The sequence below is a fragment of the Anaerocolumna sp. MB42-C2 genome, assembly GCF_030913705.1.
GTDB lineage: Bacteria > Bacillota > Clostridia > Lachnospirales > Lachnospiraceae > Anaerocolumna.
Window position 1 is genome coordinate 1,418,288 of the sequence record NZ_CP133190.1, and the last position, 23,317, is coordinate 1,441,604.

A 23,317-nucleotide genomic window follows, 5' to 3' on the forward strand; every position below is an offset into this window, starting at 1 on the left:
ACAATACTTTTTCTTCCTCTTTAAACCGCAGATCTGCTCCGTTAAATGTTTATTGGAACAAAAATCGGTTTTCTCTTGTCAAATGTAGTAATATATTCAAATCCAATTTTTTTTAACAAGTCATAAGCTATATCAAAATCTGCTGCTATATCATCCTTATTATGAGAATCTGATCCTACCGTAACCATTCTGCCGCCACATTCATAATATATTTTTAGTATTTCTTCATTTGGAAAAGGATGTCCTATTCCTTGACGCCAGCCTGAAGTATTTAACTCAATTGCCTTGCCCTTACTTATAACCAGCGTGAATATATCTGTCAAAATAGAATAGAAAGGACTGTAATCTTCTAATGTTACCGACATTTTAGCAGCATAACGGGAAAAAATATTAAGATGCCCTACACTATCAAAATCCGAGTTACCAACTAATGTTAATACTTCTTTAAAATATTTAAAAGCTATATCCTTTATCGGCGATTGTGTATAATCTATATCTTCCATATACTGATTATCAAAAATATGAACAGAACCTATTATAAAATCATATTTCCCTTTCCTAATAATTTCATCAGCTAAAAAAAGATTATGGTATGACTGGCCCAATTCAACACCTCTTCGAATGGTCAATTTATGGCTATACTTTTTTTGAAGAGATCTGATTTCAGCCAATGTTTCAACAGGCTGATTGTTGTAAGAACATTTTCTGCCTTCTATTAAAAAAGGATATATTTCAAAATGATCTGTTATTGCTATTTCTACTAACCCTTTTTCTATAGCGCTTAAACACATTTCTTCAGCTGTGTTTTTTCCATCTAAAGAATTAGTGGTATGCATATGATAATCTACTCTAAATTTATTTATCATGAGGTCCCTCTTTCAAAAATTGGGAACCTTTCAGTTCCCAAAAATTTAAGATTAATATTCCATTTTCCACATATATCTTCTAACAGACATTGGATGACCTCTAAATTCAGATAAGGCATTTGCATATTGTCTTAGTACAGTCATACATATAATTGGAGTAATAAATTCTCTTACTTCTTCATCAATTCCAGTCATAATAAAATCGTCAGTATCTACTAATGTAATTTTATCGCTAAATTTTTTACAGAAAGCATGTGCTCTTTCATCTAAATATCTTGTTCTGCCTGAGCTCTTCACAATTAAGAATGGTACATCATAGTCTGTAATTTCAAAAGGTCCATGAAAATACTCCCCAGAATGAATTGAATTTGAATGAATCCATTGCATTTCCATCATTAAACAAATAGTAAATGAATAAACCGTTGGATAGCATCCACCACTTCCCATTGTATAAATAACCTCTTCTCTCTTATGTGTTCTTCCAAACTCAATAGCGGAATTCTTGTATTTCTCAATGTTTAATTGCACTAAATTATCCAGGCAATCAATTGCCTTAATAGCTTTTTCATATTTTTCTGATGGCTGTAAGGTATTTAAAATATTATAATTCATAGCGTGTAAAACTGCAAAGTTATCATCTGATCCAGGTTTATCATCATGATGTAATGGACATTCTGCCTCTTTCCATAGTGGAGAATCCGTATCATATGTTAGTGAAATAGTTAGTGCACCTTTACTGCGAGATAGTTTAGTTGCTTCTACTGTTTCAGGTGTTGTGCCTGAAAAAGAGCACGTAATTACTATTGATTTTTCACTTAAAGCTTTCGGCACGCGATACACAAATTCATTAGAAGTATAAACTGATGACGGAACATCACATTCACAATCCATCACATATTGAGCAGGCATTAATGTGGCTTTTGATCCTCCACAAGCTACGTAATAAATATGATTGATTTTTCCTTTTTGCTTAACAGCATTAGCCGCTGCTTTAATTAGTTCAATATGTTCTTTTTTCATTGTTTTTAATCTCCCTTTTTATTTTTATAATAGACGGAAACTTTGCACCTGTAAAATGCCTGTTTACCATGAATTTAAGATAAAATAATTTAATTAATATGTACGAAATTTCGGTGATTTTATATTTAAACTACTAATATTCCTGTATAAGCCGCTAAAATTCCTAAAACCATTGTTATTAACATAATTACTAATACCGGAACTTTCTTCTTTATTAACCAAAAAGCTGCGCCGGTAACGCCTAATTTGGCTATACCAGGCATTATATTATCCAATAAAGACTGTAAAGTCATGGCACTTTCTCCTGAACCACTAATGGTCAATCCAAACGTAATATATATTAATTGAAAAATCAGCCCACCAACTACAATAGCTCCCAATATTCCAGCTGCTGACATAAATTTTTCCATCAACCCAGATTTTTGAATTTTATCCAAATAATCAGTTCCTAATTCATATCCTTTAAAAGCACCTTTAAATCTTGCCCAAAATGCTGGTACATTATAAAATAATAAGAATACTATGGGTCCAAGAATACTTCCAGTCGCACATAATCCTGCACCTACTGCCGTACCAATTATCTTAATTGTTCCTAAAAAAATAGAATCTCCAATACCTGCAAGCGGCCCCATTAACGCAGTTTTTACAGTACTTATTGTATCTTCATCAAAATCCTCTGTCATAGAATTTTTTTCTTCCATAGCTGCTACAATTCCACAAATAAATGGTGTGAGTGGAAGATTACAACAAAAGAATTCTAAATGTCTATTATATGCCCTTTTTAACTTTTCTGGTTGATTTTTGTATAATTTACGAACTATAGGATACATTGTATATGCAAATGCCATATTTTGATAACCCTGGTCATTAAATGATGCATCTAATGTGCAACATCTTAAGGTCATATTTGTAATATCCTTTTTTGTTAATAGCCTTGTTGATTCATCAGAATTCGTTTTCATAATCATTCACCCCATCCACATTTGCTGTTGCTTCAACATTATCTAATTTAAAATTAAATTTTGCAAAAACAAGAATTAGCCCAATTATTGCTATTCCTAACATCGGAATTTTGAAGTAACTTGCCAATACATACCCTAATGCAAAGTAGGGTGCTACGCTCTTATTAATAATTAACTGACATAACATTGCAATACCTACAGCCGGCAAAACACCACTAGCAATTGACATGCCGTCAATTACTGCTTTAGGCATACTACTAATCAGAGAAGTAACTGCATCTGCACCAAAATAAAATCCACCAAATACTAATAACCCTTTTATTGTCCAAGTTATGAAGCCAGATATAAAATGCATCCAATAAACGCCTTTATAGTTTCCTTTTTCAGCCAGCTTATATGAAGAAGTGTTGCAAAGTAATCTTGTAGGACCAATTATTAAAGTTCCCAAAGTTAAACTCAACATTCCTATTGGCATAGCTAACGCAAGAGCCACATCGGTTCCTTTACCAAGTGAAATTGCAAATGCAGTAGCTAATATTCCAGCAACACCAACATCTGGAATTGCTGTATTGCCAATTGCAATAGCACCAATGAATAAGATTTCTAAAGCTCCGCCAACAATAATTCCTGTTTGTAAATCCCCTAAAATTATTCCTGTGATAGCACCAAAACAAATTGGCCTATGTATAAATGTTGTACCAATCCACCAATCTGCACCACCTAAAAAACCTAAAATCCCCAATAGTATTGCTTGTACTAGCATATAATACCTCCTGATTATGTTTCTATACTAATTGTTGAGCTAACACCTTTTTCTGAGTTGGTGTTTGTCTAATCTCAACTTCAATTCCGAAATTGATCATGTCTCTTATCATGTCAATCTCTTCATCGGTTACACTAACCGCAGAACTTATTTGTCTCGTGTTTTCTCTAGCTTTTACCCCACCTAAATTAACTTGTTTGATTTTGGAGCATCCTTTTGATAATCTTTGGGCATCTTTTATATTCGAGACAACTATAAATAATATATACTTATCTGTGACTCCACTATTAATAGCCTGAATAGAGTCATCAATATTTTTAACAACTAATTTAACATTAGCAGGTTTAGCTAATTTTAAAGTAGTCATATGTAAACTATTGTTTACCACCTCATCATTGGCTACTAATATACAATCTGCACCCAGATAAGATGTCCAAGCAAATGCAACTTGCCCATGAATTAGCCTATGATCCACTCTCAATAATTTAATCATTTTTCCACCTCCTTATAAAGTATCCTTTCAAACGATAATACTTTACCAATTGATTAGAATTCTTCATCACTAATTGATTTTCGTTCACAATACTTTACAAAATCATTTCTTTTTTCAAGAATATCTTTAATCATTTTATCTGTACTTGTTTCTTCCGATGTAGTTAATTCAAGTAACAAATTCAGATTTAATCCACTAATGAGATATAACCCATTTACATCGAGATATTTCATAAATTCATTGTTTACACTACCACCAAATACATCTGTAACAACAACCAAATCAACATTTGCATCCTTGCTTTCAACAATTGTTTTAACTTGCTGTTCAATGCAATCTTCTCCGTCAAGATATGCACAAAGACATTCTATATTTGATTGTTCTCCCATAATTATTGATAATGAATTTAAAATTCCTTTTGCAAAAGTACCATGAGTAGCTAGTAAAATCTTTCTCAAACTTTTCCCTCCTTCCAATTTGATACTTACAATTTTTATTATATCGTGAACTCAATTATTGTCATCCTTTTCGCTTTCACTTCGCCATTATAAATGTATTATTTACACTGGAATATAATAATTCATAATGTTTTCTTCATTGGAAATCAGAAATACTCTTGTGTCGATTCTTTAGCAATGCTTGCATTTAGTAAACAGCATTTTATTTGATTTATATAATCAACATAACAATTGTTACAGTTCATCAGAATAATGGTAAACCTTACAATCTATTCAGTATGCTTTGAGCGATCAATTTTCGCGATAAAAAACCCCCGGAGTTTAACAATGATTCAAATTTTTCAATGTTTTACTCTGGGGGCAATGTCATATCTTTTACGAATTAAATGTATAGCATAGTTTTAGCAAGTATTTTCTATCAAGAAGAAAGAGTTAATATATCAAGAAAATTCAATCATTTGAAATTTTTCAAAGTTTCTTCTACTTCTTTTGCAGTACTTAATGTAAATGCTTTTTTAACCAATTCCTCGCAGGTCGATTTCGTAAGTCCTTGAATCTGTCCTTTTATCCGTAGTATAGATCCAGGAGACATGCTGAGTTCATCCAGTCCAAATCCTACCCAAAGGGGAAGTAAGATTTTATCCGCCGCAGCTTCTCCGCAGATACCTGCCCAGATACCATTTTCATGAGCACTATCTACAATTTTTTTAATAGAACGGAGTACCGCCGGATCGTATTGGGAATACAGATGGGCAACCTTCTCATTCATACGGTCAACCGCCATGGTGTACTGGATCAGATCATTGGTTCCGATACTAAAGAAGTCTACCTCTTTTGCAAAGATGTCCGCCAGCAATCTGGCAACCAGAATTTGGGGCCATTTATCAATAAAAAAATGTATGTCATTTGCAGTGTAGGCAAAATTCTATAAAATTTATAGTTAAGGAATGAAATGAAATATTTCACATAATTTTTCTTTACACTCTGTATAAGAATTTACAGAAAAATCAGCTTCATGAATATCCTGTTGTAAACCAGAACCCAGATAAGCTATTACATATGCACCTGCACGCTTTCCGGCAGCTATTCCTACCGTAGAATCCTCTATTACAATGCATTCCTCGGGTTTTGCTCCAAGATATTCCATAGCTCGTTGATATATCTGCGGATGGGGTTTACTTTCTGTACACATATCTCCGCATACGATGGTATCAAAAAGGGAAGTCATCCCCATTTTGTCCAGAGCAATAATAATTAATTTTGTAGATGTGGAAGATGCGATCGCTGTTTTTACTCCTTTTTCCCGTAAAAAGTGAAGCATCGGAACTAGTTCAGGCATAGGCTGGATATTGGTGTTTTCATACGTATTGCCAATTCTTTTACGGGTAATTGCCAGCTCCCCCTCTGACACAGGAACCGGGCCTCGTTTTAGGATATTTTGAAGAAATGTTTTATCACTGGATCCAATCAATTGCTGTCTGTCCTTTTCAGTCAAAGTGATTCCATGCTCTTTCAATGCTTTCTCCAGATATCTCTTATTGCTTTCTTCCGTATTGGCAATTACTCCGTCAAAATCAAACAGAACATATTTTTTACTCATGATCTCCTCAATTATTCCCCAAATAACTTGCGTGCAGTATCTTGAATATAAACTACTTCTTCTGGAGATAAATCCATAAAATCACTGTTTTCCATAGAGCAATTCGAATCCTGTACATACATCATCTTGGTATTTCGCTGGGTAACTGAATAGAACCATACTTCTTTCGGAACATTATATACTTTTCCCTGCTCCATAAGAGTAAGTTCAATTTTAAACTTATCTTTCTCTCTTTCTGCTGTAATAAGAATGGCCTTTCCGGCAGTCAGAATAAACTGTTCATCCGTAGTGTGATGAATCTCTAAATGAGCAATACCTTCGATATCATTATCTGGCTTCCAATTCTTAATACTTACAAGCCATTTCTCATTTTTATAGACGCAAAGGATTCCTTCTTGATTGTTTTCGTAAATATCTGGTTTCATTTAATCTTCCTCTCTATTCCCTTTTATTATTTTGCAGCGAAACACTTATATTTCTGTTTTTCCAACTATCGGTGTACCATAACCAAAGGCACCCTCCATTGCGCAAACCCGGGCAGCAAACGCAGCGCCTTTTCTCATTGCCTCTTGAAGCCGTTCTTTCATTTTCTTGTCATCTGCTTCTATAATTGCTCCTGTTTCCGATGATTCTAAAAGGGAACACAAGAAAGTTGCAAAATAAGAATCTCCGGCGCCCATCGTGTCGATGATATCATCTGCATGTACGGCATTTGCATATAGGATGGTGTCCTTGTAAAGCAAATAGGAGCCATCCTCCCCAACAGTTCCAAGCACTATCGGAACTCCAAAGGACTGCACTTTTTTCATTTCCTCTTCACGCTTCTCATCTGTAAGATGAGCACAGGATAAAATAGCAATTGTAATATAAGGACAAACTTTTTCCAGATATTCATCTGTCCATCTGGTAGAAAAGTCATAAGCAATCGGAACGCCTGTGGTCTTAAGTTCCGGAAGGTTCTCTTCAATATAACTGTTTAAATTAGTATATATCAATTGAAATCCTTTGATATATTCAAAATCCTTTTCCGTAAAATCAAATGAATGCTCCTTGGCAATTCCACCCTTATTCGATCCAAGAAACACACGATCACTGTTCTTTAGTGTCACAAGGGCAAAACCATTTTCTCCTTCAAAATGACGGCTTTGACTATCATCTATACCAATCAATCTCAACGTGTTCTGAACACATTCCGCCACTTCATCGGTTCCGTATTTTCCAAGATATGCTGCTTTTGTACCATTGAGTGATGCATATACACAGGTATTCACACACTGTCCGCCCGGATACATCATTCCCCGGGAAAGATATTTGTCGCATACGTTATCTCCAATTGCAATGATTTTGCAGTTTTCCATTGTTTCTCCTTTTTCCTTTATTGGTAATATAATATGCCTTTATTAGTTAATCATTTTTTCACTTTGTCATTTATATGGATTAAACTGTTGAATAATTTCAGTTGCTCTTGTTTTCCCTCGAAGCATACATTTCGGAATATCTTCTCCCAGGCTAACTCCATAAGTGAATGCTGCAATAAAGGAATCGCCTGCACCTACGGTATTAACTACCGGCACTTTTTCAGCTTCCTGCTTGTACCATTTACATCCATCATATGCAAGACTTCCAGCTTCTCCAAGCATTGCGATTACAACTTTCGCACCCTTTTCTTTCGTTTTCTTCATGAAGTCTCTTATATACTCATCATCCTTATCATAAGAGAAAAATGCATAATCCAGATATGGTATGATAGTATCATTACTATCCTGTTCCAGTCTCTTTGAAAAATCATACACCCATATTTGTCCGGGTTGTTTCAAATTCTTTATATACCGATTTATCTTGGTCCAACGTTCTGCATAAACAATATCGAAGTTTTTAATAAATTCCAGATCTTCCGGAGCGATTTCTATCTCTTCCATTGCATTTCCCTCAAAATGAAGATGCTTTTTATCTCCATCTACAAGATCCATCGTTGCCATTCCTGTTGGCCGCTCTATTCTTTTTAATATCCGAAAGGGAATCTCCCGCTCCTTTAACCGTTCTTCTAATGCCTTAGCAAATACATCATTGCCAAGGATTGTCATTTCTGTTACATTTCCGCCTAAATCTTTATAGTTAAACGCAAAATCAATACTGTTTCCTGTTAAGTAATAACGATCGAGCTTATAATAGACATCAATGCAATTATCACTCATGGCAATTGCTCTTTTCATTCTTTTATTCCCCCATTGCATAAATCATATATCTTCGATTTTTTATTCCGTCATATTCGCAGAAGTATATGTCTGCTGCATGTCCCAGCTTTAGTCTTCGGTCCATGATCGGAAATACACAATGATTACCGGTCAAAAGGGATTTTAAATGTCCCGGTGCATTCCCACCAATCGTTCCATATGTGGGAAGATAATGATTGTGATTATATAGATCATTTTCAGGCGCTAATCTATCGAGGGTTTCCATAATATCTTTTTCTACACATGGAAGACTTTCATTTACCGTAATCCCTGTAGTTGTATGCTCTGTAATTACGAATACCACTCCATTTTCGATGCCGCTTTCTTCAACAAAATCTCTTACGCTCTGTGTAATCTGTATCATCTCAAACTCTTTGTCCGCACAGACAGCAACTTCTTTTAATTTGAACTGCATCATCTATTCCTCCAATCCAAGAAATCTCAGTGCATTTTTATAGTTTATTTTTTCCATCGTTTCATTGGAAAAGCCAAGGCTGTCTATTCCTCTTTTACTTCTTACCGGCCGAATTCTCGGGGAATCTGATCCGAACATAATCTTATCTGCAATATTGTGTTCTACCCATAATTCTCCCATATCTTCTTTGAATACCTTGTGAAATATCTGATACGGTCCGTCAAAATTCACTAAACCTGTACTTGCATAAGCATTTTGATATTTTAAGAGCAATGCAGCTGTTACCTGAACCCACGGCCATCCCATATGAGTCAAACAGATATTGATTTCCGGGTATTTATAAAAAATCTCTTCAAAATCAATTGGGCAGGAATATTTTGCCAATGCATTTTTTTCCATGGATAATCCCGCATGAAAAATAATTGGCTTATGATACTTTTTACAGATATCATACAGCGGAATAAGTTTTTCATCATAAGGATACATCTGAAGACGGGCTGTATTAATAAATAAGCCTTTCAAATTCAATGTTGTAAATGCATGCTCCAAATTTTTTACTGCGTCCTTATTTCTTGGATCTGCAGATGCGAAACCAATAAAGTAATCCGAATCACATGAAACCAGCTGCGCAATCTCATCATTTGAAATAGCTGGTGCCCCTGTCTCTGCTGAGCAATCTTCTGGAAGCAGGAAAACCCTCTGTATATCTGCTAATGCATATTGCTTTTTTAAGAGTTCAATACCGGCAGGACTCATAAGATGAAAATTCATTTCATCACATCGCTGTTCAAACCTTTCTTTATCCTGACAAATAGGCGCATAAAGCACCGGACGTATATGTGTGTCTATTACCATTTTTTCGAAACCTCCCGTTTTAATGTGTCTGCAGTCTGTGCATCAGTTCTTTATTATTCAAATATAATTCCTTATATATTTCATATTGATCTTTATAAAATTTATGATTGTACATATCGGGTGTAATAATAGTCCCTTTTGGAAGCGCATTCTGAAGTGACTTAAAATCCCGTAACGCACCACAGCCAACAGCTGCTAACATTGCATCTCCATAGGAAGAACACTGATAGTTTTCCGGTATATGAAGTGGCATTCCAGCCATATCACAGATAATCTGCATCCATGTTTTATTTTTTGTTCCTCCTCCTGCAGTAATAATCGTTTTAGGTGGTATTCCCATCTCCTTAAAAAGAATTAAATGCTGATAAGTCGAATACCCAACAGCTTCTAATGCTGCTCTGTTTATGTGCTTTCGATTATGATTTCCTTTTAGTCCGAAGAAAATTCCGCTTGCTAATGGATCCTGAATGGGACTCCGTTCTCCATAAATGTACGGAAGAATCATTAATCCATCCGAACCGGGTTTAATCTCTGCGGCTTCTTTTGCCATGATAGCATAAGCATTTTCTCCTTCGTTTTTTTCATCTTCCAATTCTTTCTGATAAAAAGTATCTCTGATCCAGCGTGTGAGTGTCCCTGCGGCATTTGTTCCATCTCCAATACAAAAGGTATTCGGAATGGTAAATACCTTTCCACCTTTAATGGTCCCATTTCCATATGGCGATCTATAATCTTTCACCAAACGATTTACACAATAGTAATAAAACATAGAAGAACCATATTGAAAAAAAGTGGTTCCTGATTCTACAAGTCCAACACTGATGGCTTCTGAAGTAGAATCTCCAGTTCCTGTAATAACAGGTGTTCCCACGCAAAGTCCGGTTTCTTCTGCTGCCTGTTTTGTGATACCACCAATAATATCTGTTGAGTACGCACATTCAGCCAGCTGATCTGGTCTGCAAAAATGATTGCAATTTTTCTCATTTATGCTTCCATCTGCATTGTAAAGCGGCCGGAAAGACCCTTTTGCCAGGAACTGATCAATGACATATCGTCCAGTCAGTTTTGCTGTAATATAGGAACTTCCTGTTAAAAATTTATAGGTTCTTTTATATATTTCCGGTTCATGATTCTTGATCCATAATATCTTTGTTGCTGTGTCACCGGAACAAACAGGATGACCAAATAATCTGTATACCTCCTGTTCTCCATAATATTCATTTAACCAGCTGATTTCCTCTGTTGCTCTTGCATCGATTCCATAGAGGATAGCTGGTCGAAGCGGAGTACAGTTTGCATCCACAGGAAGGCAGTCTGTTCCAAGAGTGCTCGCTCCAACGCAAACAATATTCTCCGGTTCAACCCCACTTTTCTGAATAAGCGATTTTGAAATTTCACAAAACTCTCTCCACCATACCTGTTGTGCATCATGCTCAAAATAGCCCGGCTTTGGATTGTCCATCGTATGATTTGCAGAGCAATCAGCTATCACTTTAAAATCATCCCCTATAAGCATTCCCCTGGATTCATAGGTACCTATATCAATTCCTAAAAAATAGCGTTTCAACTATCCATCTCCTTATAGTTCAGCTCTGATTGCCTTTACAATATCCATAAATTCGTGAACACTGCTTTCATCCACCCGTTCATTAAATATCCCATCTTTTTTAAATGCAGAACCCATACATACTGCATCGGAATATTTTAGCTTGTCTCTGACATTTTTGTGATTGCATCCGGTATTGCAGAATACTGGTACATCTTTAGCTTTTGCGACTTCATATACCTTAGCCAAAATGTTATCATCCGGTTCCTCCCCGGCTGCTGCTCCTGAAACACATAAACCATCTGCAAAATCACCAAACATAATGGATTTTGCAACTGTTCGAATATCCCTCTGTACCAGATAGGTATCAGCTTCCGGATTTACTTTGAATAACAGTTTCATATTCTCTATTCCGAGAGCTTTCCTACGTCTGACTGCTTCTCCGCTATTCGAGTAGTAGACTCCATATTCTCCCATGTAAGCACCGGAGAAACAACTCCGTGCAAACATTGCATTTGTTGCAGCTGCCAGATCAATGGTAGCTATAGGGTTTTTTACAACATTGACACCAAATGGTACTTTGACTTCATCTTTTAGATTTCCAATGATATATGCCATTGCAGATACCGTGGCAATATCTGTAACAGGCTGATATGGCAAACTAAATTCATTTGCAAAAAGAATACCATCTACCCCACCATTTTGAAGAGCAATAAGATCCTGTCTTGCGTGCTCTAATACCGTGTTCATGTCTCCACAGAACCCCGGGTCTCCCGGCAGTGCATCTAAATGCAGTAAAGCTATAATCGGTTTTTCTACACCGAACATTTCACACGTCCACATAATTTTCTCCTTAATTCAATTCATTTGTATTCATTTTTATCCATGCAATAATATCATCAATGGCTTTATCCGGGTCACAATAATATCGCCGGTCACAGATTTCAAAAGACACGGTTCCTTCATACCCCCGTCTCTTTATTGCTTCATAATATTCTTTCATTGGAAAATCACCATCACCGGGAACCGTATGTCCTCTGTCATTAAAATGAATATGTTTAAGTTTTTCGCCCAGATTATTAAACCAGTCATCAACTGTTTCATCTGCATATGTCATCTGATCCAAATCAACCATTCCAACAATACTTTCAGATCCAATCTCTTTTAACATCTGTGCAATATCTTTACTTGTAATGAGAACATTGGTTGTAGTAGTTTTCAATTCCTCCAGTAATAACCGGACATTTTTCTTCTCACAGTATGCTGCAAGGGTAACCATCGATTCTCTGCAATACTTCCAGGCTTCCTCTCGAGAGTGGTCAAAATACCCAAAACCCGTACTGATCTGGACATTTGGGCATCCTAGAAATTCAGCTGTGTCAATTGCTCTCTGATAATAACGGACACTTGACTCTCTTGTTAAGTTATCTGAGGTACAAAAATTTACCGGATAAGTACAGTTTTCAGGGGTCATCGCCATAACACTTAATTTACGGCGGCGTATATCTTTATCAAGATCGATTAACCTGCTAAGAGGATAATCAAACATATTTAACTGCGGAGCAGAACAATATAAATCAATACTATCAAATGGTGAGTTCTCCACCTTATCTAAGAACTTTTTAATTGGATATCTAAGATAGTGATAATTCATCGGTGCAAATTTCATTGGTAAAGCCTCCTATATTTTCTTTCAATATAGGACCCCTGGCTTCCGCCGTAAAAAGCGCAGATGCCAGATTGAGGTCCAATTGATTATCCGGCTCATTATAAGCCAGGATTTAGAATATAACTGCTCCAATAAGTACAGCGGCTACAACTGATACTGAGGTGCATACTAAACCGGGAATCATATAGCTGTGATTCAATACAAATTTACCTATCCTGGTCGTTCCAGCGGAATCAAACGCGATTGCTGCAACACACTGTCCGGAGGCAGGAATAAAGTAGTTGGAAGAACAGGCAATCCATCCGGCTACAATAATATTGGCAGGAAGTCCTAATGCAATACCGATTGGAACCATAATCATCGTGGTAGAAGACTGACTGGTTGTAATCGCACCGACAATAAATACTGCAACGATGTAAATCCATGGATACTGATTTGTTAACGAAGACATATTGTCTGTGATGAAAGAAGCCTGATCACCGATAAATGTATTTACTAACCAGCAGAGGCCGAATGCTAAAACAACGGCGAACATACCGGTACGAAAAACTGGCTGATCCAATACTTTGTTACTGTCAAGTTTGGTTAAAAGAATCATAACAGCCGCTGCAACTAACATGAAGATTTCAATTACTGTAGTTAATGGTAATTTGGTGCCATCATCATCAATAACAGGAACGAGCTGTTTTACTGCACCTAATAATACAATGCCCACCATTGCAGTTAAGAAAATTGCTACAGAAAGTTTAGCTTCTTTAGTAGTTTTCTTTTCTTCAATATGCTTCTTCGTAAAGTCTTCTATCTGCCCTGAAGCAACACGCGCCTGGAATTCCGGATCATCTTCAAGCTCTTTTCCCTTTTTGATTACAGCTAATGCAGCTGCAACAGTTCCGATTAAAGTTGCTGGAATACAAACAAGCAACAGCGTGAAGATATTAACCTGTGTATAAGGCGATTCTGCCATAAAAGCGAGAATACCAACGGTTGCTGCAGAAATCGGACATGCTGTAATTGCTTGCTGAGATGAAACAATAGATGCTGAAATTGGACGTTCCGGACGAACTCCCGTATCAATAGCAATTTCATTTATTACCGGAAGTAAGCTATATACAATGTGCCCGGTACCACACATAAATGTAAATATGTATGATACAATTGGCGCCAAGATTGTGATAAGCTTCGGATTTTTACGAAGAATCTTCTCTGCTATCTTAACTAAGAAATCCAGGCCGCCGCATGCCTGCATGGTGGCTGCTGCACAGATGACTGCTATCATGATCAGAATGACTGTGATTGGCGGATCTGAAGGCTTAACATGTAAAATAAAAGTCATAATGAGCATTCCAATACCACCGGCCATTGCCAGGAATGTTCCCCCCTTACGTACTCCCAAGAAAATAATTGCAAGGACAATAATCAATTCAATCCAAAACATTGTGGACCCTCCTCTAATTGAGTAATTTTTGATTTGTTCGTTTTTAAAGATGGTGCGCACATCCTTAGCCATTAATACTCCGCAATCTTTATTCTCCGTTTACTCGAGATACTATATTGTATTATTTTGTATTGCTTTGTATATAATACAATATATGTTTTTCTTTTACCTTTGTCAATCATGAAAATTTGTTTTCTCTGTATTGAACAAAGAATAAAATTTGTTTTTAGCTGTTTTTCACAAAAATAATACATTATAATACTTTTAATATTTTTGATATATCTGCTAAATTCTTTTCAGATACCAATCAAGCGCCTCTACCAGGACTCCTTAAAAATGAAAAAGAGTCTGACGCGCTGTCACGACAGTGACATCTTCCTTAAGCGCGTCATGTGCATCCTGCCGGTCGGGCTTTTTGTGCAATAGGACGCAATTTCCTATTGCACAAAAAAGTCTCAGTGGGAAAATTCTCTCCGCACTGAGACAATACAAACACTTTCCAGCAAAGGGAATTAATTTTAGTATTCAACTTTCCACATATAACGACGTGTTGATAGGGGATGTTGACGGTTTGTTGCCAGCTCATGATTATATATTGGATATATATTATTAAACAAAGAATGATTAAAGTAGTCTACAACAGATACATCAATTGTAGACAGCCCAAGTTCCTTTGCATCCAGGACTTCAATACGCTTAGCATATTTTTTAAGAAAAGTAAGTGCTCTTTGATCTAAAGTACGCGTAGACCCTTCAGAAATCTGTATCATAAATGGTCTATTTGCATCTGTGATTTCAAAAGGTCCATGGAAATATTCTCCTGTATGGATACTGCTGGAATCAAGCCATTGCATTTCCATAAAGATACAGATACTTTCCATATAAGCTGCACCGTAACTTGCACCACTTCCCATGGTATAGATAACAGTGTCATCTTTATACTCTTTTGCAAATGAGACCGCACGTTCTGACACATGGACACGTGCTTTACGAATGATATTGGTAATCATTCCTGCACCCTCATAAAATTTGTCGTAATTCTCATAACCCTCTTCTGACTGTGCAAGAAGTTCCACTGCAACGTAAAGTGCACACATTGTTTTTTCACCGGAATAATCAATATCACCTTTAAGATGATCCGGGCTGGCATCAAATGAATATAATACAATATAATCACCAAATTCAATAATTTCAGACTCTTCAAGCCAGGTTAAAATAATTACAGATGCTCCCATCATTTTCCCTAACTTTGCAGCTTCAATTGTTTCGGGCGTATTACCTTTGTGGCAGGCAAGAACAATAATTGAATTCACACCAAAATCTTTTGGAGTGCTGTGAACAAATTCATTACTATTAATCCACGCAGATTTAATAGTTGCGCTTTCTTTCTCCATAAAAGTTTTTGCTGGATAAAGGGCTCCTAAAGATCCTCCGCATCCTACGAAGTAAAGTGATTTAATCCCACCCTTATCTTTCTTTTCTTCTAAGATTTCCGTAATAATTGATTTAATCTCTGCACTTTTGTATGTCATTGATTCTCTCCTTTTAATGTTTTATGTTTGTTTTGTATTTCAAATATTATAGCATTAATATAATACAATATAATACTTTTGTCAATTCTTTATTTGTTTTATGAATAAAAAATTATTTTTATATACATTCGTAGTGAAATGTATTACAATATATTTGTTAATACATTTAATCAATTTTATTCTATCAGACACAGAAAGGTTTATATATGGAATTAGATAATACAATAGCAACACCGCTCTATCAGCAGCTAGAAGAGATGTTGCGTAAAGAAATCGAAAGCGGAGAACGACCCGCAGGAAGCCGAATTCCAACTGAAAGTGAATTAAGCCAACAATACAATGTAAGCAGAGTAACTGTACGAAAAGCACTTGCTGGACTTGCTGATCTTGGCTATCTGGAACGCAAATCCGGGAAAGGTACTTTTGTAGCTGAAAAGAAATTTCAAAGAGGTATTTCTACCGGTGTTATCGGTTTCACAGAGTTGTGTAGACACATGGGCTTTACCCCAGGTGCAAGAACTATAAAAATAGCACTGGAAGAGCCTACCGATAAGGAAAGTGAGCTCATGAATCTTAAACCCGATGAGAAAATTGTTGTAGTTGAACGAATTCGTTACGCTGACTTAAAGCCGGTACTTCTGGAATCCAATAAATTTCCGGAATCTTTCTCTTTCTTATTCGGAGAGAATCTTAACGATTCTTCCTTATATGAAATTTTAAAGGAAAAGCATAACATAACTTTAGAACATTCTTCAAAAACAATCGATATTACTTTTGCCTCAATAAAAGAAGCCAAAATATTGGGAATTTCCAAAGGTTATCCGCTTCTTCGCATTGACAGTGTGATTCATGACCCTGACAATACAATTACAAATCTTTGTCAGCAGCTCTGTATTGGGGACAAATTTAAATTAATTGTATAAGTGTATAGATTCCTTACTTATCTAATCTGTCATCTCAATCCATACAATTTTTTACTTCAAAAATCCCCCTCAATATGTTTACACAGACATACTGAGGGGCTAGAATTAGGTTCGATTGCCAAGAAAGACCTAGTTTTATCAAAATCATTATTGACAATGTAAAACCTATCATTTATAATCATAGACAAATACAGTCTGTATTATCTTTGTGGAGGAGCTGCTATGAAATACACAAAAGCAACTAATTATGCTTTACATATAATGGCCTATTTTGTAAAGCAAGAAGGTAAAGACAATTTAAGTCTTCAGCCATTAGCTGGTCACATGAATATATCACCTACCTATCTTTCCAAGATACTGACACAATTAGTCAAAGCTGATCTGATTCAGTCTACGCCTGGTGTAAATGGAGGTTATAGTCTCAGAAAACCAAAGAACGAAATAAGCTTTTATGATGTCATTCAGGCCATTGAAGGCAGCGGAGCGCTTTTCACTTGTGAAATGGATGAGAATCGTGATTGTCACATAGAAAAGGTTATGAGAGACGCGGAAGAGAAAATGGTGAACCATCTAAAAGAAAAACGTATTTGCGATATTATATAAAAATGAGCTAAAACACAGGCAGCTGTAACTGTTCATTTTTTAATCCAATTATAGATATTTACAGTCTGTATTATATATTATAGGAGGTCTATTATGAATTACAAACATCATTCCAATGAACCGGATATTAATTTTTTAAACAAAATTGCTTTCTTAGATAGCAGGCAAAGAGAACAGCTCATACCACCTGAAATACTTATAAGCCAGATGCCGATTCAAGTAAATCATACTTTACTTGATGTCGGTGCAGGCTCAGGCTTTTTTACAATTCCTATGGCCGCATGTACCTCTAATAAAGTGTACGCTATGGACCCTGACAGACGTATGCTAAATGTTATAGAGGCGAAAGCTAAGGAAAAAGGACTTACTAATATTGAACCGATTCAGGAATATATTGAAAACTTAAGTATACCTAATAGCAGTGTTGATTTTGTTATGGCATCCTTAATACTACACGAAGTAAGTTCACTGACAGAAGTACTATCAAATATATTTGAGGTACTAAAGACGGGAGGACACTTGCTATGTCTTGAATATGAAAAGGATGACCTGATAATCGAAGGTCCGCCAATGTCCATTCGTATTAGTTCAGAGGAGCTACAAAAAGCATTGTCTTTAACCGGCTTTGAAATTGTGAAGAAAACTAACATTAGTGATGCTATCTATACTGTTTTAGCAGTTAAGAAAGAGAGGTAAACTATGGATTCAAATAGAGACATGCTCATTACCAGACCCGTAAGTAAGCTTTTATTCCAATTTTCGCTTCCTGCCATTGGTGGTATGATTATAAACTCGTTGTATAATTTGGTGGATCGTATATTTGTCGGCAGAATTGGCGGTCTTGCCATGACTGGGATCGGATTAAGCTTACCGTTTATGATGTTGCTATCCGCCGTAAGTTCATTGATCGGAATAGGAGCCTCAGCACTCATTTCAATTAAGCTGGGAGAAAACAACAAGAAGGAAGCAAAAAGATTACTTGGCAATGCCATAACATTACTTTTTGGTTTAATGCTCTTAATGACACTATTAGGTCTTATATTTAAAATTCCTGTCCTTAAAGCATTCGGTGCCAGCGAAGCAACTATGCCTTATGCAGAGGATTATATGACTGTTATTCTCTATGGTGCTGTCTTCCAAGGTATTGGAAGTGGATTAGTGAATGTGGTAAGAGCTGCGGGTCATCCTGTCAAATCAATGATGATTGTAATTGTCGGAACCCTTATTAATATCATTTTAGATCCAATTTTTATTTTCAGTCTTAACCTGGGCATATCCGGTGCAGCTTGGGCAACAATTATTGCTCAGTTTGTAACCTCTATCATGATAATACAACACTTTTTCAGTGATAAGAGTCAAATAAAAATTGAAATGAGTAAATTAAAACTCCATTCAGTAACTATAAAGTCGATCTTAAGTATTGGATTTGCTTCATTCGCCATGCAACTATCTTCCGTTGTGGTCAGTATCCTATCCAACAACGCACTTAAAACATACGGCGGTGACATTGCTATTGGGGCGATGACAATAATCAACTCGGTGATGGTTCTATTCCTTATGTCGGCTATGGGAGTTACACAAGGTGCTTCACCAATCATAGGTTTTAACTTTGGTGCTAAACGCTTTGACAGGGTTAAACACGTCTTAAAGCTTGAACTGGCTGCCGTCACATCGATTTGTACAATAACATTTATACTTGTTCAAGTTTTTCCGGTAATGCTCTCTAGTATCTTTACCAATGAACCGGAGCTTATTTCAAAAGCAAGTTCCGGAATGCGGTTATTTTTATTAATGCTTCCTTTTATAAGTGCCCAGATTGTAGGGGCCAGCTACTTTCAATCTATCGGTGAAGCGAAAAAAGCAGCCTTTTTAGGACTTTTAAGACAAGTACTTTTACTGATACCACTACTGCTTATCTTACCTAATTTCTTAGGATTAAATGGTGTATGGGGAGCCGGTACTCTATCTGACCTTTTCTCCAGCCTCGTTGCCATAGTCGCTTTAAAATCAGCGTTCAGCCACTTAAACAAACTCGAAAACGAGTATCGCACAGAAGAAACAGATACCTTGTCCATTATAGCGGAATAATCAAGACTTAAGCTTCTGGAATAATACGGTCAAGTCCGAATCAGCTCTCTAATTCCTTAACGAGTCTGTGACTTGACCGCTTTGTTCGCTGAATGCAGTCACACCCATTCAATAATACAACTGCCATTCCTATAATAAAAATTAAATAGAAACTGACACTTCTTGTTATAATCATGGAAGCAGTTAAATATTTTTCTGTAAATATGCTGCCTAAGGCATTGATATATATAATCTCTGTAATACCTTGTGCTCCCGGTAATGGTAACATATCTACAGCTACATAAATTGCGGCCTGGATTAAAAATATTGTTAAGGGATTACCAGTTTTTAAATAAAGCCCCATATAAATAAAAACAGGTATGAGCAGAAGAGAAACTCTCTGGATAATAGTCAGTAAAGTTAATACTCCCATTTTACCCTTATTACTAAATAAAAATCCTATCGAATCTTTATAACCTGTAATAAACGAATCGATTTTTTCATTACGGTTATGATTTTCTTTTAATATTTTTAATTTTGTTAATAAATGGATCACTTTATGGACTATCCCTTTTGCCTTTTCGGGTATTGACATAAATGTAAGAATCGCCAAAAGCACTATTACATTTAATGATAAACCCAGATAATATACCCATATATAAATACCGAAATACTCTTTAATGCCTTTAGACCAATAAAGGCAAAGACCTGTTCCCATAAGAACCATGATCAGTTTGTAAAAAAGTGCCATGGATAAAAGTGCTGCTGTGCTTTTAGCTGTGCCGTTTCCGTCCTTCGCCATGTGATAGAGCTGGAACGGCTGCCCTCCTGAGGCAGAGGGTGTCAGCCCTGAATAAAAATAGCCGATTAAAGTATATTTAATGCATCGAAAGATAGACAGTTTTTTACCTTTTTGCTTTAGCAGCAGCCATAAAATAATACCTTCCATCAATACAAATGTCAAAACGGCCGCAATACATAGGATAAGCCAAAATAAGGATATTTGTTTCATGCTTTTTATTAAATCCGTCGTGTTAATCCCTTTATATATTGTGTAAGCGGTAAGGAAAGCCACTGCTAAAAACAAAATTACATTTGCATATTGCTTATGTTTTTTAAGAAAAGAAAGTAATCTCATTGATTCCTCCTCTAGGCAAACATATATTTTTTCTTGGCAAATCGGTAACCGGAGATTAACACTTTATCGCTTATAGGCTCCGGTAATGAAGAAATGACATTAAATGAATAATACTTAACTTGCTTATAAAGAAAAGTATCCATATTTTTAAGCTCATACCATAATTTTTTCATTTCGCATTTGTACTCCTGTTCATTTGACAGAGAGCACAAAACGGAGGTTATTAATGTCAGCAGAGAGATTTGGCGAATCATATACTTTGCAAGCTTCGGAGATCTTTGTTTTATTTCTTTTATGTTACAGCTGTTTAAAACTGCTCTTGTCACAGTAAACTGCTGATCGATTCTCCGTATCATGCTTTTTTCATTTACTGACTGATCTTCTCTTCCGATGTAATATTGATAAAAATCGATATCCAGGTATATCAGCTTTTTTACATAGGGCAGAGGCTGGTATGCAAATATATTATCCACATAAAAAGTATGCTCTGGCAGGCTTAAACCGGACTGTCTGAGAATGTCTGTCCTAAAGGTTAATGAATGCATCAGAAAATATTGTGACACAGTAAAATATTTTATATCATCCCAGGAACAAATCTTGTTCTCCTCAAATACATTTCTATAATGTATTTGATTAAACGTGCCTTCCTCCAAGCGATTATATACATAATTAGAAATAAATAAATCTATGGTCCGTTCATTGCTCTCCAATATTTCTTTTATCTTGTTTAACAGAAGCAAATAACTGTTTTTGTCCACCCAGTCATCAGAATCCACTACTTTAAAATAGATACCTCTTGCCCTTTCTATACCGACATTGACACCCGAACCATGACCCCCATTTTCTTTATGCACTACTTTTACAATATTAGGAAATTGCTCTGCATACCGATCTGCAATGATACCGGTACTGTCTGTAGATCCATCATTTACGATAATAATCTCTACATCTTCCCCACCAGGTAGAAGAGAATCAATACATCTCTCTAAATATTTTTCAGAATTATAACTTGGTACTACAAACGTAATATACTTCATAATTTAATATCCTTTTCACATAATAAAATTTATAGTTTTGTTGATTCGTGTTGTTGCATTTCCGAACTATTCAACAGCTTAAAAACTATATCTTTATCATAACCGAAAAGATTAAGAAACTTTTTTAGAATAAATGAAAGAAATTCTAAAGAAAAACAGAAGATTTATAGAACAAAGTATCAGTCTGCTGACACTTTCGCGGCCGGCCTCCAATCGTTAGATTTTTAGTTCTAACTTTTGGCGGTCGGTATATAGCGGACTCTTTCGCTTAAGTCCGGTCACTTTAGTGACAATTACCTATAGCATGTCATGTCCCTAGTTTCTCAATTACAAACTGTGTATTTACTAATAACCAGATATTAGTTGTAAAATACATTATATTCCACACGGAAGCCCCCTGCAGACCGTTACTTTTCACGTATTCCAAATAAGGGTAACCTACTCTGATATCTTTAAACCAGGCAATATACTCCCGATCACCATACACATACTGAAAATAAGACGAGCGGGAACGTTCATTAAACTGTATCGGTGCACCGACGTCTATTGCCAGATCCATGGCAGAATTATAATTTAAAAAGTTTGCATAAGTGACCGCTGCAAAATAAGGAAATTCCCAAAGGTAACCTACAATTGATATACCTAAGATACATTTTTCTGGTGAAATAAGTTCGACCGCATTATCCAGAGTTTGTATCACTGTCTCGAAGGGCAGCACGCTTATCGGAAGATTACGTGGGTATCGAAAGGCATATGTCAACTGATATAATACGCTGTTTGCAGCCTGGCTCAAACCGGCATAATCAACACCGGCATATATAATACCTGTTGATACCTCAAAGGTGCTTGGGGCTATGGTAATTGTAACATAAAACCCTTCTGTGTTTAATTGCTTTGTTACGTCTGCTATAAACTCCGTATAAGCTTCCCGGTCCAGTGGATGTATATAGGGCGTGTCAATATTAATACCATAATAACCCTTGCTGCGAAGATTTCTTAAGATATTATCAAGAAAATTATTCCTTATCATCGCATTGCTTATTAAGTTGTGGGCTATCTCTGTATCAACATCCTCTCCCTCATGTGGCGCATTTACAAACATAATAGGCGCTACCCCGTATTCTTTTGCTATCTGCACTATTTCCAAATCATCTATCTCAATCAGATCACCATTTGACAGGAGCCGATAAGAATAAATCGTAAGGTAAGTCAGATACGGCAAGGTTTTCTTAAGAGTCTCCCGGTCAATAAACGGAAAGGCAAATCCATTGGTCTTACTTGATGTAGTTTTATTATCCTCATAATGTATCACCAGTTCCTCTCCGCTATATAGCTTCCTATTTGAAATATTCGGATTATTTCTTAGTAGTTCCATTACATCCATCCCTTGCTCTAAGGCAATACTCTCCAAAGTGTCTGCTTCTTGTACTACGTATATTTGACTGGGTTTAAGGATTAATAGTGCTTCTCCTTCTGTCAGATTATCAGGATTACTTATATCGTTTTCCATTGTTACTCTTTCAGGAGATATACCATAGGTATCTGCGATGCTGTAGATCGTATCGCCTTGTTGTACTACATGAATGTACATGAATAACCTCGAATCCATATTTAATATTATTTATAGTATGACAATAAATGTAAATGTTTCATTTCGGTTTAATCATCTCATTTCCGCCATTTATTAACGAAATAATCAAA

Annotated in this window: 25 protein-coding genes; 4 read left to right on the top strand and 21 right to left on the bottom strand. The window is 36.1% G+C overall.

The genetic code is table 11. The features are described from left to right. Positions 1-41 precede the first annotated feature (41 nt). The 18 genes from RBU59_RS06330 to RBU59_RS06415 form a co-directional block, all read right to left on the bottom strand. Positions 42-866: a histidinol-phosphatase HisJ family protein gene (locus RBU59_RS06330; protein ID WP_308147038.1), complete on the bottom strand. Its 825-nt coding sequence runs from the start codon at positions 864-866 to the stop codon at positions 42-44. Positions 867-917: 51 nt separating this feature from the next. Then, the gene (locus RBU59_RS06335) at positions 918-1,886 is read right to left on the bottom strand and encodes an SIS domain-containing protein (protein ID WP_308147039.1); all 969 of its coding nucleotides are present in this window, start codon (positions 1,884-1,886) and stop codon (positions 918-920) included. 125 nt (positions 1,887-2,011) lie between these two features. Beyond that, positions 2,012-2,848 carry a PTS system mannose/fructose/sorbose family transporter subunit IID gene (locus tag RBU59_RS06340; protein ID WP_308147040.1) on the bottom strand — a complete coding sequence of 279 codons (837 nt, stop codon included), beginning with the start codon at positions 2,846-2,848 and terminating at the stop codon, positions 2,012-2,014. Continuing rightward, on the bottom strand, positions 2,832-3,611 hold the full coding sequence (locus RBU59_RS06345; RefSeq protein ID WP_308147041.1) for a PTS mannose/fructose/sorbose/N-acetylgalactosamine transporter subunit IIC: 780 nt from the start codon (positions 3,609-3,611) through the stop codon (positions 2,832-2,834). Before RBU59_RS06345 ends, RBU59_RS06340 begins: the two co-directional genes overlap by 17 nt. Positions 3,612-3,633: 22 nt before the next feature. Then, a complete protein-coding gene (locus RBU59_RS06350; protein ID WP_308147042.1) occupies positions 3,634-4,104 on the bottom strand; it encodes a PTS sugar transporter subunit IIB in 471 nt (156 codons plus the stop codon). 53 nt (positions 4,105-4,157) lie between these two features. Further along, a complete protein-coding gene (locus RBU59_RS06355; RefSeq protein WP_308147043.1) occupies positions 4,158-4,562 on the bottom strand; it encodes a PTS sugar transporter subunit IIA in 405 nt (134 codons plus the stop codon). Positions 4,563-5,016: 454 nt separating this feature from the next. Beyond that, positions 5,017-5,418 carry a putative PEP-binding protein gene (locus RBU59_RS06360; protein WP_308147044.1) on the bottom strand — a complete coding sequence of 134 codons (402 nt, stop codon included), beginning with the start codon at positions 5,416-5,418 and terminating at the stop codon, positions 5,017-5,019. An 84-nt stretch (positions 5,419-5,502) separates the two neighbouring features. Beyond that, positions 5,503-6,162 carry an HAD family hydrolase gene (locus tag RBU59_RS06365; RefSeq protein ID WP_308147045.1) on the bottom strand — a complete coding sequence of 220 codons (660 nt, stop codon included), beginning with the start codon at positions 6,160-6,162 and terminating at the stop codon, positions 5,503-5,505. Between the two features lie 11 nt (positions 6,163-6,173). Continuing rightward, on the bottom strand, positions 6,174-6,587 hold the full coding sequence (locus tag RBU59_RS06370) for a cupin (protein ID WP_308147046.1): 414 nt from the start codon (positions 6,585-6,587) through the stop codon (positions 6,174-6,176). A gap of 45 nt (positions 6,588-6,632) precedes the next feature. Then, entirely contained in the window at positions 6,633-7,520 is an 888-nt protein-coding gene (locus RBU59_RS06375) for a fructoselysine 6-kinase (protein ID WP_308147047.1), read from the bottom strand. A gap of 66 nt (positions 7,521-7,586) precedes the next feature. After that, on the bottom strand, positions 7,587-8,375 hold the full coding sequence (locus tag RBU59_RS06380) for a PfkB family carbohydrate kinase (RefSeq protein WP_308147048.1): 789 nt from the start codon (positions 8,373-8,375) through the stop codon (positions 7,587-7,589). A gap of 4 nt (positions 8,376-8,379) precedes the next feature. After that, a complete protein-coding gene (locus RBU59_RS06385) occupies positions 8,380-8,811 on the bottom strand; it encodes a secondary thiamine-phosphate synthase enzyme YjbQ (protein WP_308148550.1) in 432 nt (143 codons plus the stop codon). 3 nt (positions 8,812-8,814) lie between these two features. After that, entirely contained in the window at positions 8,815-9,666 is an 852-nt protein-coding gene (locus RBU59_RS06390; protein WP_308147049.1) for an amidohydrolase family protein, read from the bottom strand. A gap of 19 nt (positions 9,667-9,685) precedes the next feature. Further along, complete coding sequence (locus RBU59_RS06395) at positions 9,686-11,233, bottom strand: FGGY-family carbohydrate kinase (RefSeq protein ID WP_308147050.1); 1,548 nt, start codon at positions 11,231-11,233, stop codon at positions 9,686-9,688. 12 nt (positions 11,234-11,245) lie between these two features. Then, positions 11,246-12,055: a BtpA/SgcQ family protein gene (locus tag RBU59_RS06400; protein WP_308147051.1), complete on the bottom strand. Its 810-nt coding sequence runs from the start codon at positions 12,053-12,055 to the stop codon at positions 11,246-11,248. A 10-nt stretch (positions 12,056-12,065) separates the two neighbouring features. Further along, a complete protein-coding gene (locus tag RBU59_RS06405) occupies positions 12,066-12,881 on the bottom strand; it encodes a sugar phosphate isomerase/epimerase family protein (RefSeq protein ID WP_308147052.1) in 816 nt (271 codons plus the stop codon). Positions 12,882-12,993: 112 nt separating this feature from the next. Next, on the bottom strand, positions 12,994-14,316 hold the full coding sequence (locus RBU59_RS06410) for an anaerobic C4-dicarboxylate transporter family protein (RefSeq protein WP_308147053.1): 1,323 nt from the start codon (positions 14,314-14,316) through the stop codon (positions 12,994-12,996). A gap of 518 nt (positions 14,317-14,834) precedes the next feature. Then, positions 14,835-15,848, bottom strand: a complete 1,014-nt coding sequence (locus RBU59_RS06415; RefSeq protein ID WP_308147054.1) for an SIS domain-containing protein — start codon at positions 15,846-15,848, stop codon at positions 14,835-14,837. Between the two features lie 206 nt (positions 15,849-16,054). On the opposite strand from RBU59_RS06415, the gene RBU59_RS06420 reads away from it, so the two are divergent. The 4 genes from RBU59_RS06420 to RBU59_RS06435 all read left to right on the top strand — a co-directional run bounded on the left by RBU59_RS06420 (position 16,055) and on the right by RBU59_RS06435 (position 19,462). Continuing rightward, positions 16,055-16,771: a GntR family transcriptional regulator gene (locus RBU59_RS06420; RefSeq protein WP_308147055.1), complete on the top strand. Its 717-nt coding sequence runs from the start codon at positions 16,055-16,057 to the stop codon at positions 16,769-16,771. Between the two features lie 222 nt (positions 16,772-16,993). Further along, the gene (locus tag RBU59_RS06425; RefSeq protein WP_308147056.1) at positions 16,994-17,374 is read left to right on the top strand and encodes an RrF2 family transcriptional regulator; all 381 of its coding nucleotides are present in this window, start codon (positions 16,994-16,996) and stop codon (positions 17,372-17,374) included. A gap of 93 nt (positions 17,375-17,467) precedes the next feature. Next, positions 17,468-18,070 (top strand): class I SAM-dependent methyltransferase, encoded by a 603-nt coding sequence (locus RBU59_RS06430; protein WP_308147057.1) that lies wholly within the window; start codon positions 17,468-17,470, stop codon positions 18,068-18,070. A gap of 3 nt (positions 18,071-18,073) precedes the next feature. After that, a complete protein-coding gene (locus RBU59_RS06435) occupies positions 18,074-19,462 on the top strand; it encodes an MATE family efflux transporter (RefSeq protein WP_308147058.1) in 1,389 nt (462 codons plus the stop codon). A 40-nt stretch (positions 19,463-19,502) separates the two neighbouring features. Here RBU59_RS06435 and RBU59_RS06440 read toward each other — a convergent pair whose 3' ends face one another. From RBU59_RS06440 to RBU59_RS06450, 3 genes are all read right to left on the bottom strand, one after another. Further along, on the bottom strand, positions 19,503-20,579 hold the full coding sequence (locus RBU59_RS06440) for a lysylphosphatidylglycerol synthase transmembrane domain-containing protein (protein ID WP_308147059.1): 1,077 nt from the start codon (positions 20,577-20,579) through the stop codon (positions 19,503-19,505). 11 nt (positions 20,580-20,590) lie between these two features. Further along, positions 20,591-21,616, bottom strand: a complete 1,026-nt coding sequence (locus tag RBU59_RS06445) for a glycosyltransferase family 2 protein (protein WP_308147060.1) — start codon at positions 21,614-21,616, stop codon at positions 20,591-20,593. Positions 21,617-21,923: 307 nt separating this feature from the next. Beyond that, entirely contained in the window at positions 21,924-23,207 is a 1,284-nt protein-coding gene (locus RBU59_RS06450) for a LysM peptidoglycan-binding domain-containing protein (protein WP_308147061.1), read from the bottom strand. Positions 23,208-23,317 lie beyond the last annotated feature (110 nt).

What these genes read in the sequence shown, in the direction of transcription:
- RBU59_RS06330 (WP_308147038.1), bottom strand. Translation starts at nt 866, where the DNA reads ATGATAAATAAATTTAGAGTAGATTATCATATGCATACCACTAATTCT.
- RBU59_RS06335 (WP_308147039.1), bottom strand. Translation starts at nt 1,886, where the DNA reads ATGAAAAAAGAACATATTGAACTAATTAAAGCAGCGGCTAATGCTGTT.
- RBU59_RS06340 (WP_308147040.1), bottom strand. Translation starts at nt 2,848, where the DNA reads ATGAAAACGAATTCTGATGAATCAACAAGGCTATTAACAAAAAAGGAT.
- RBU59_RS06345 (WP_308147041.1), bottom strand. Translation starts at nt 3,611, where the DNA reads ATGCTAGTACAAGCAATACTATTGGGGATTTTAGGTTTTTTAGGTGGT.
- RBU59_RS06350 (WP_308147042.1), bottom strand. Translation starts at nt 4,104, where the DNA reads ATGATTAAATTATTGAGAGTGGATCATAGGCTAATTCATGGGCAAGTT.
- RBU59_RS06365 (WP_308147045.1), bottom strand. Translation starts at nt 6,162, where the DNA reads ATGAGTAAAAAATATGTTCTGTTTGATTTTGACGGAGTAATTGCCAAT.
- RBU59_RS06370 (WP_308147046.1), bottom strand. Translation starts at nt 6,587, where the DNA reads ATGAAACCAGATATTTACGAAAACAATCAAGAAGGAATCCTTTGCGTC.
- RBU59_RS06375 (WP_308147047.1), bottom strand. Translation starts at nt 7,520, where the DNA reads ATGGAAAACTGCAAAATCATTGCAATTGGAGATAACGTATGCGACAAA.
- RBU59_RS06380 (WP_308147048.1), bottom strand. Translation starts at nt 8,375, where the DNA reads ATGAAAAGAGCAATTGCCATGAGTGATAATTGCATTGATGTCTATTAT.
- RBU59_RS06385 (WP_308148550.1), bottom strand. Translation starts at nt 8,811, where the DNA reads ATGCAGTTCAAATTAAAAGAAGTTGCTGTCTGTGCGGACAAAGAGTTT.
- RBU59_RS06390 (WP_308147049.1), bottom strand. Translation starts at nt 9,666, where the DNA reads ATGGTAATAGACACACATATACGTCCGGTGCTTTATGCGCCTATTTGT.
- RBU59_RS06400 (WP_308147051.1), bottom strand. Translation starts at nt 12,055, where the DNA reads ATGTGGACGTGTGAAATGTTCGGTGTAGAAAAACCGATTATAGCTTTA.
- RBU59_RS06405 (WP_308147052.1), bottom strand. Translation starts at nt 12,881, where the DNA reads ATGAAATTTGCACCGATGAATTATCACTATCTTAGATATCCAATTAAA.
- RBU59_RS06410 (WP_308147053.1), bottom strand. Translation starts at nt 14,316, where the DNA reads ATGTTTTGGATTGAATTGATTATTGTCCTTGCAATTATTTTCTTGGGA.
- RBU59_RS06415 (WP_308147054.1), bottom strand. Translation starts at nt 15,848, where the DNA reads ATGACATACAAAAGTGCAGAGATTAAATCAATTATTACGGAAATCTTA.
- RBU59_RS06420 (WP_308147055.1), top strand. Translation starts at nt 16,055, where the DNA reads ATGGAATTAGATAATACAATAGCAACACCGCTCTATCAGCAGCTAGAA.
- RBU59_RS06425 (WP_308147056.1), top strand. Translation starts at nt 16,994, where the DNA reads ATGAAATACACAAAAGCAACTAATTATGCTTTACATATAATGGCCTAT.
- RBU59_RS06430 (WP_308147057.1), top strand. Translation starts at nt 17,468, where the DNA reads ATGAATTACAAACATCATTCCAATGAACCGGATATTAATTTTTTAAAC.
- RBU59_RS06435 (WP_308147058.1), top strand. Translation starts at nt 18,074, where the DNA reads ATGGATTCAAATAGAGACATGCTCATTACCAGACCCGTAAGTAAGCTT.
- RBU59_RS06440 (WP_308147059.1), bottom strand. Translation starts at nt 20,579, where the DNA reads ATGAGATTACTTTCTTTTCTTAAAAAACATAAGCAATATGCAAATGTA.
- RBU59_RS06445 (WP_308147060.1), bottom strand. Translation starts at nt 21,616, where the DNA reads ATGAAGTATATTACGTTTGTAGTACCAAGTTATAATTCTGAAAAATAT.
- RBU59_RS06450 (WP_308147061.1), bottom strand. Translation starts at nt 23,207, where the DNA reads ATGTACATTCATGTAGTACAACAAGGCGATACGATCTACAGCATCGCA.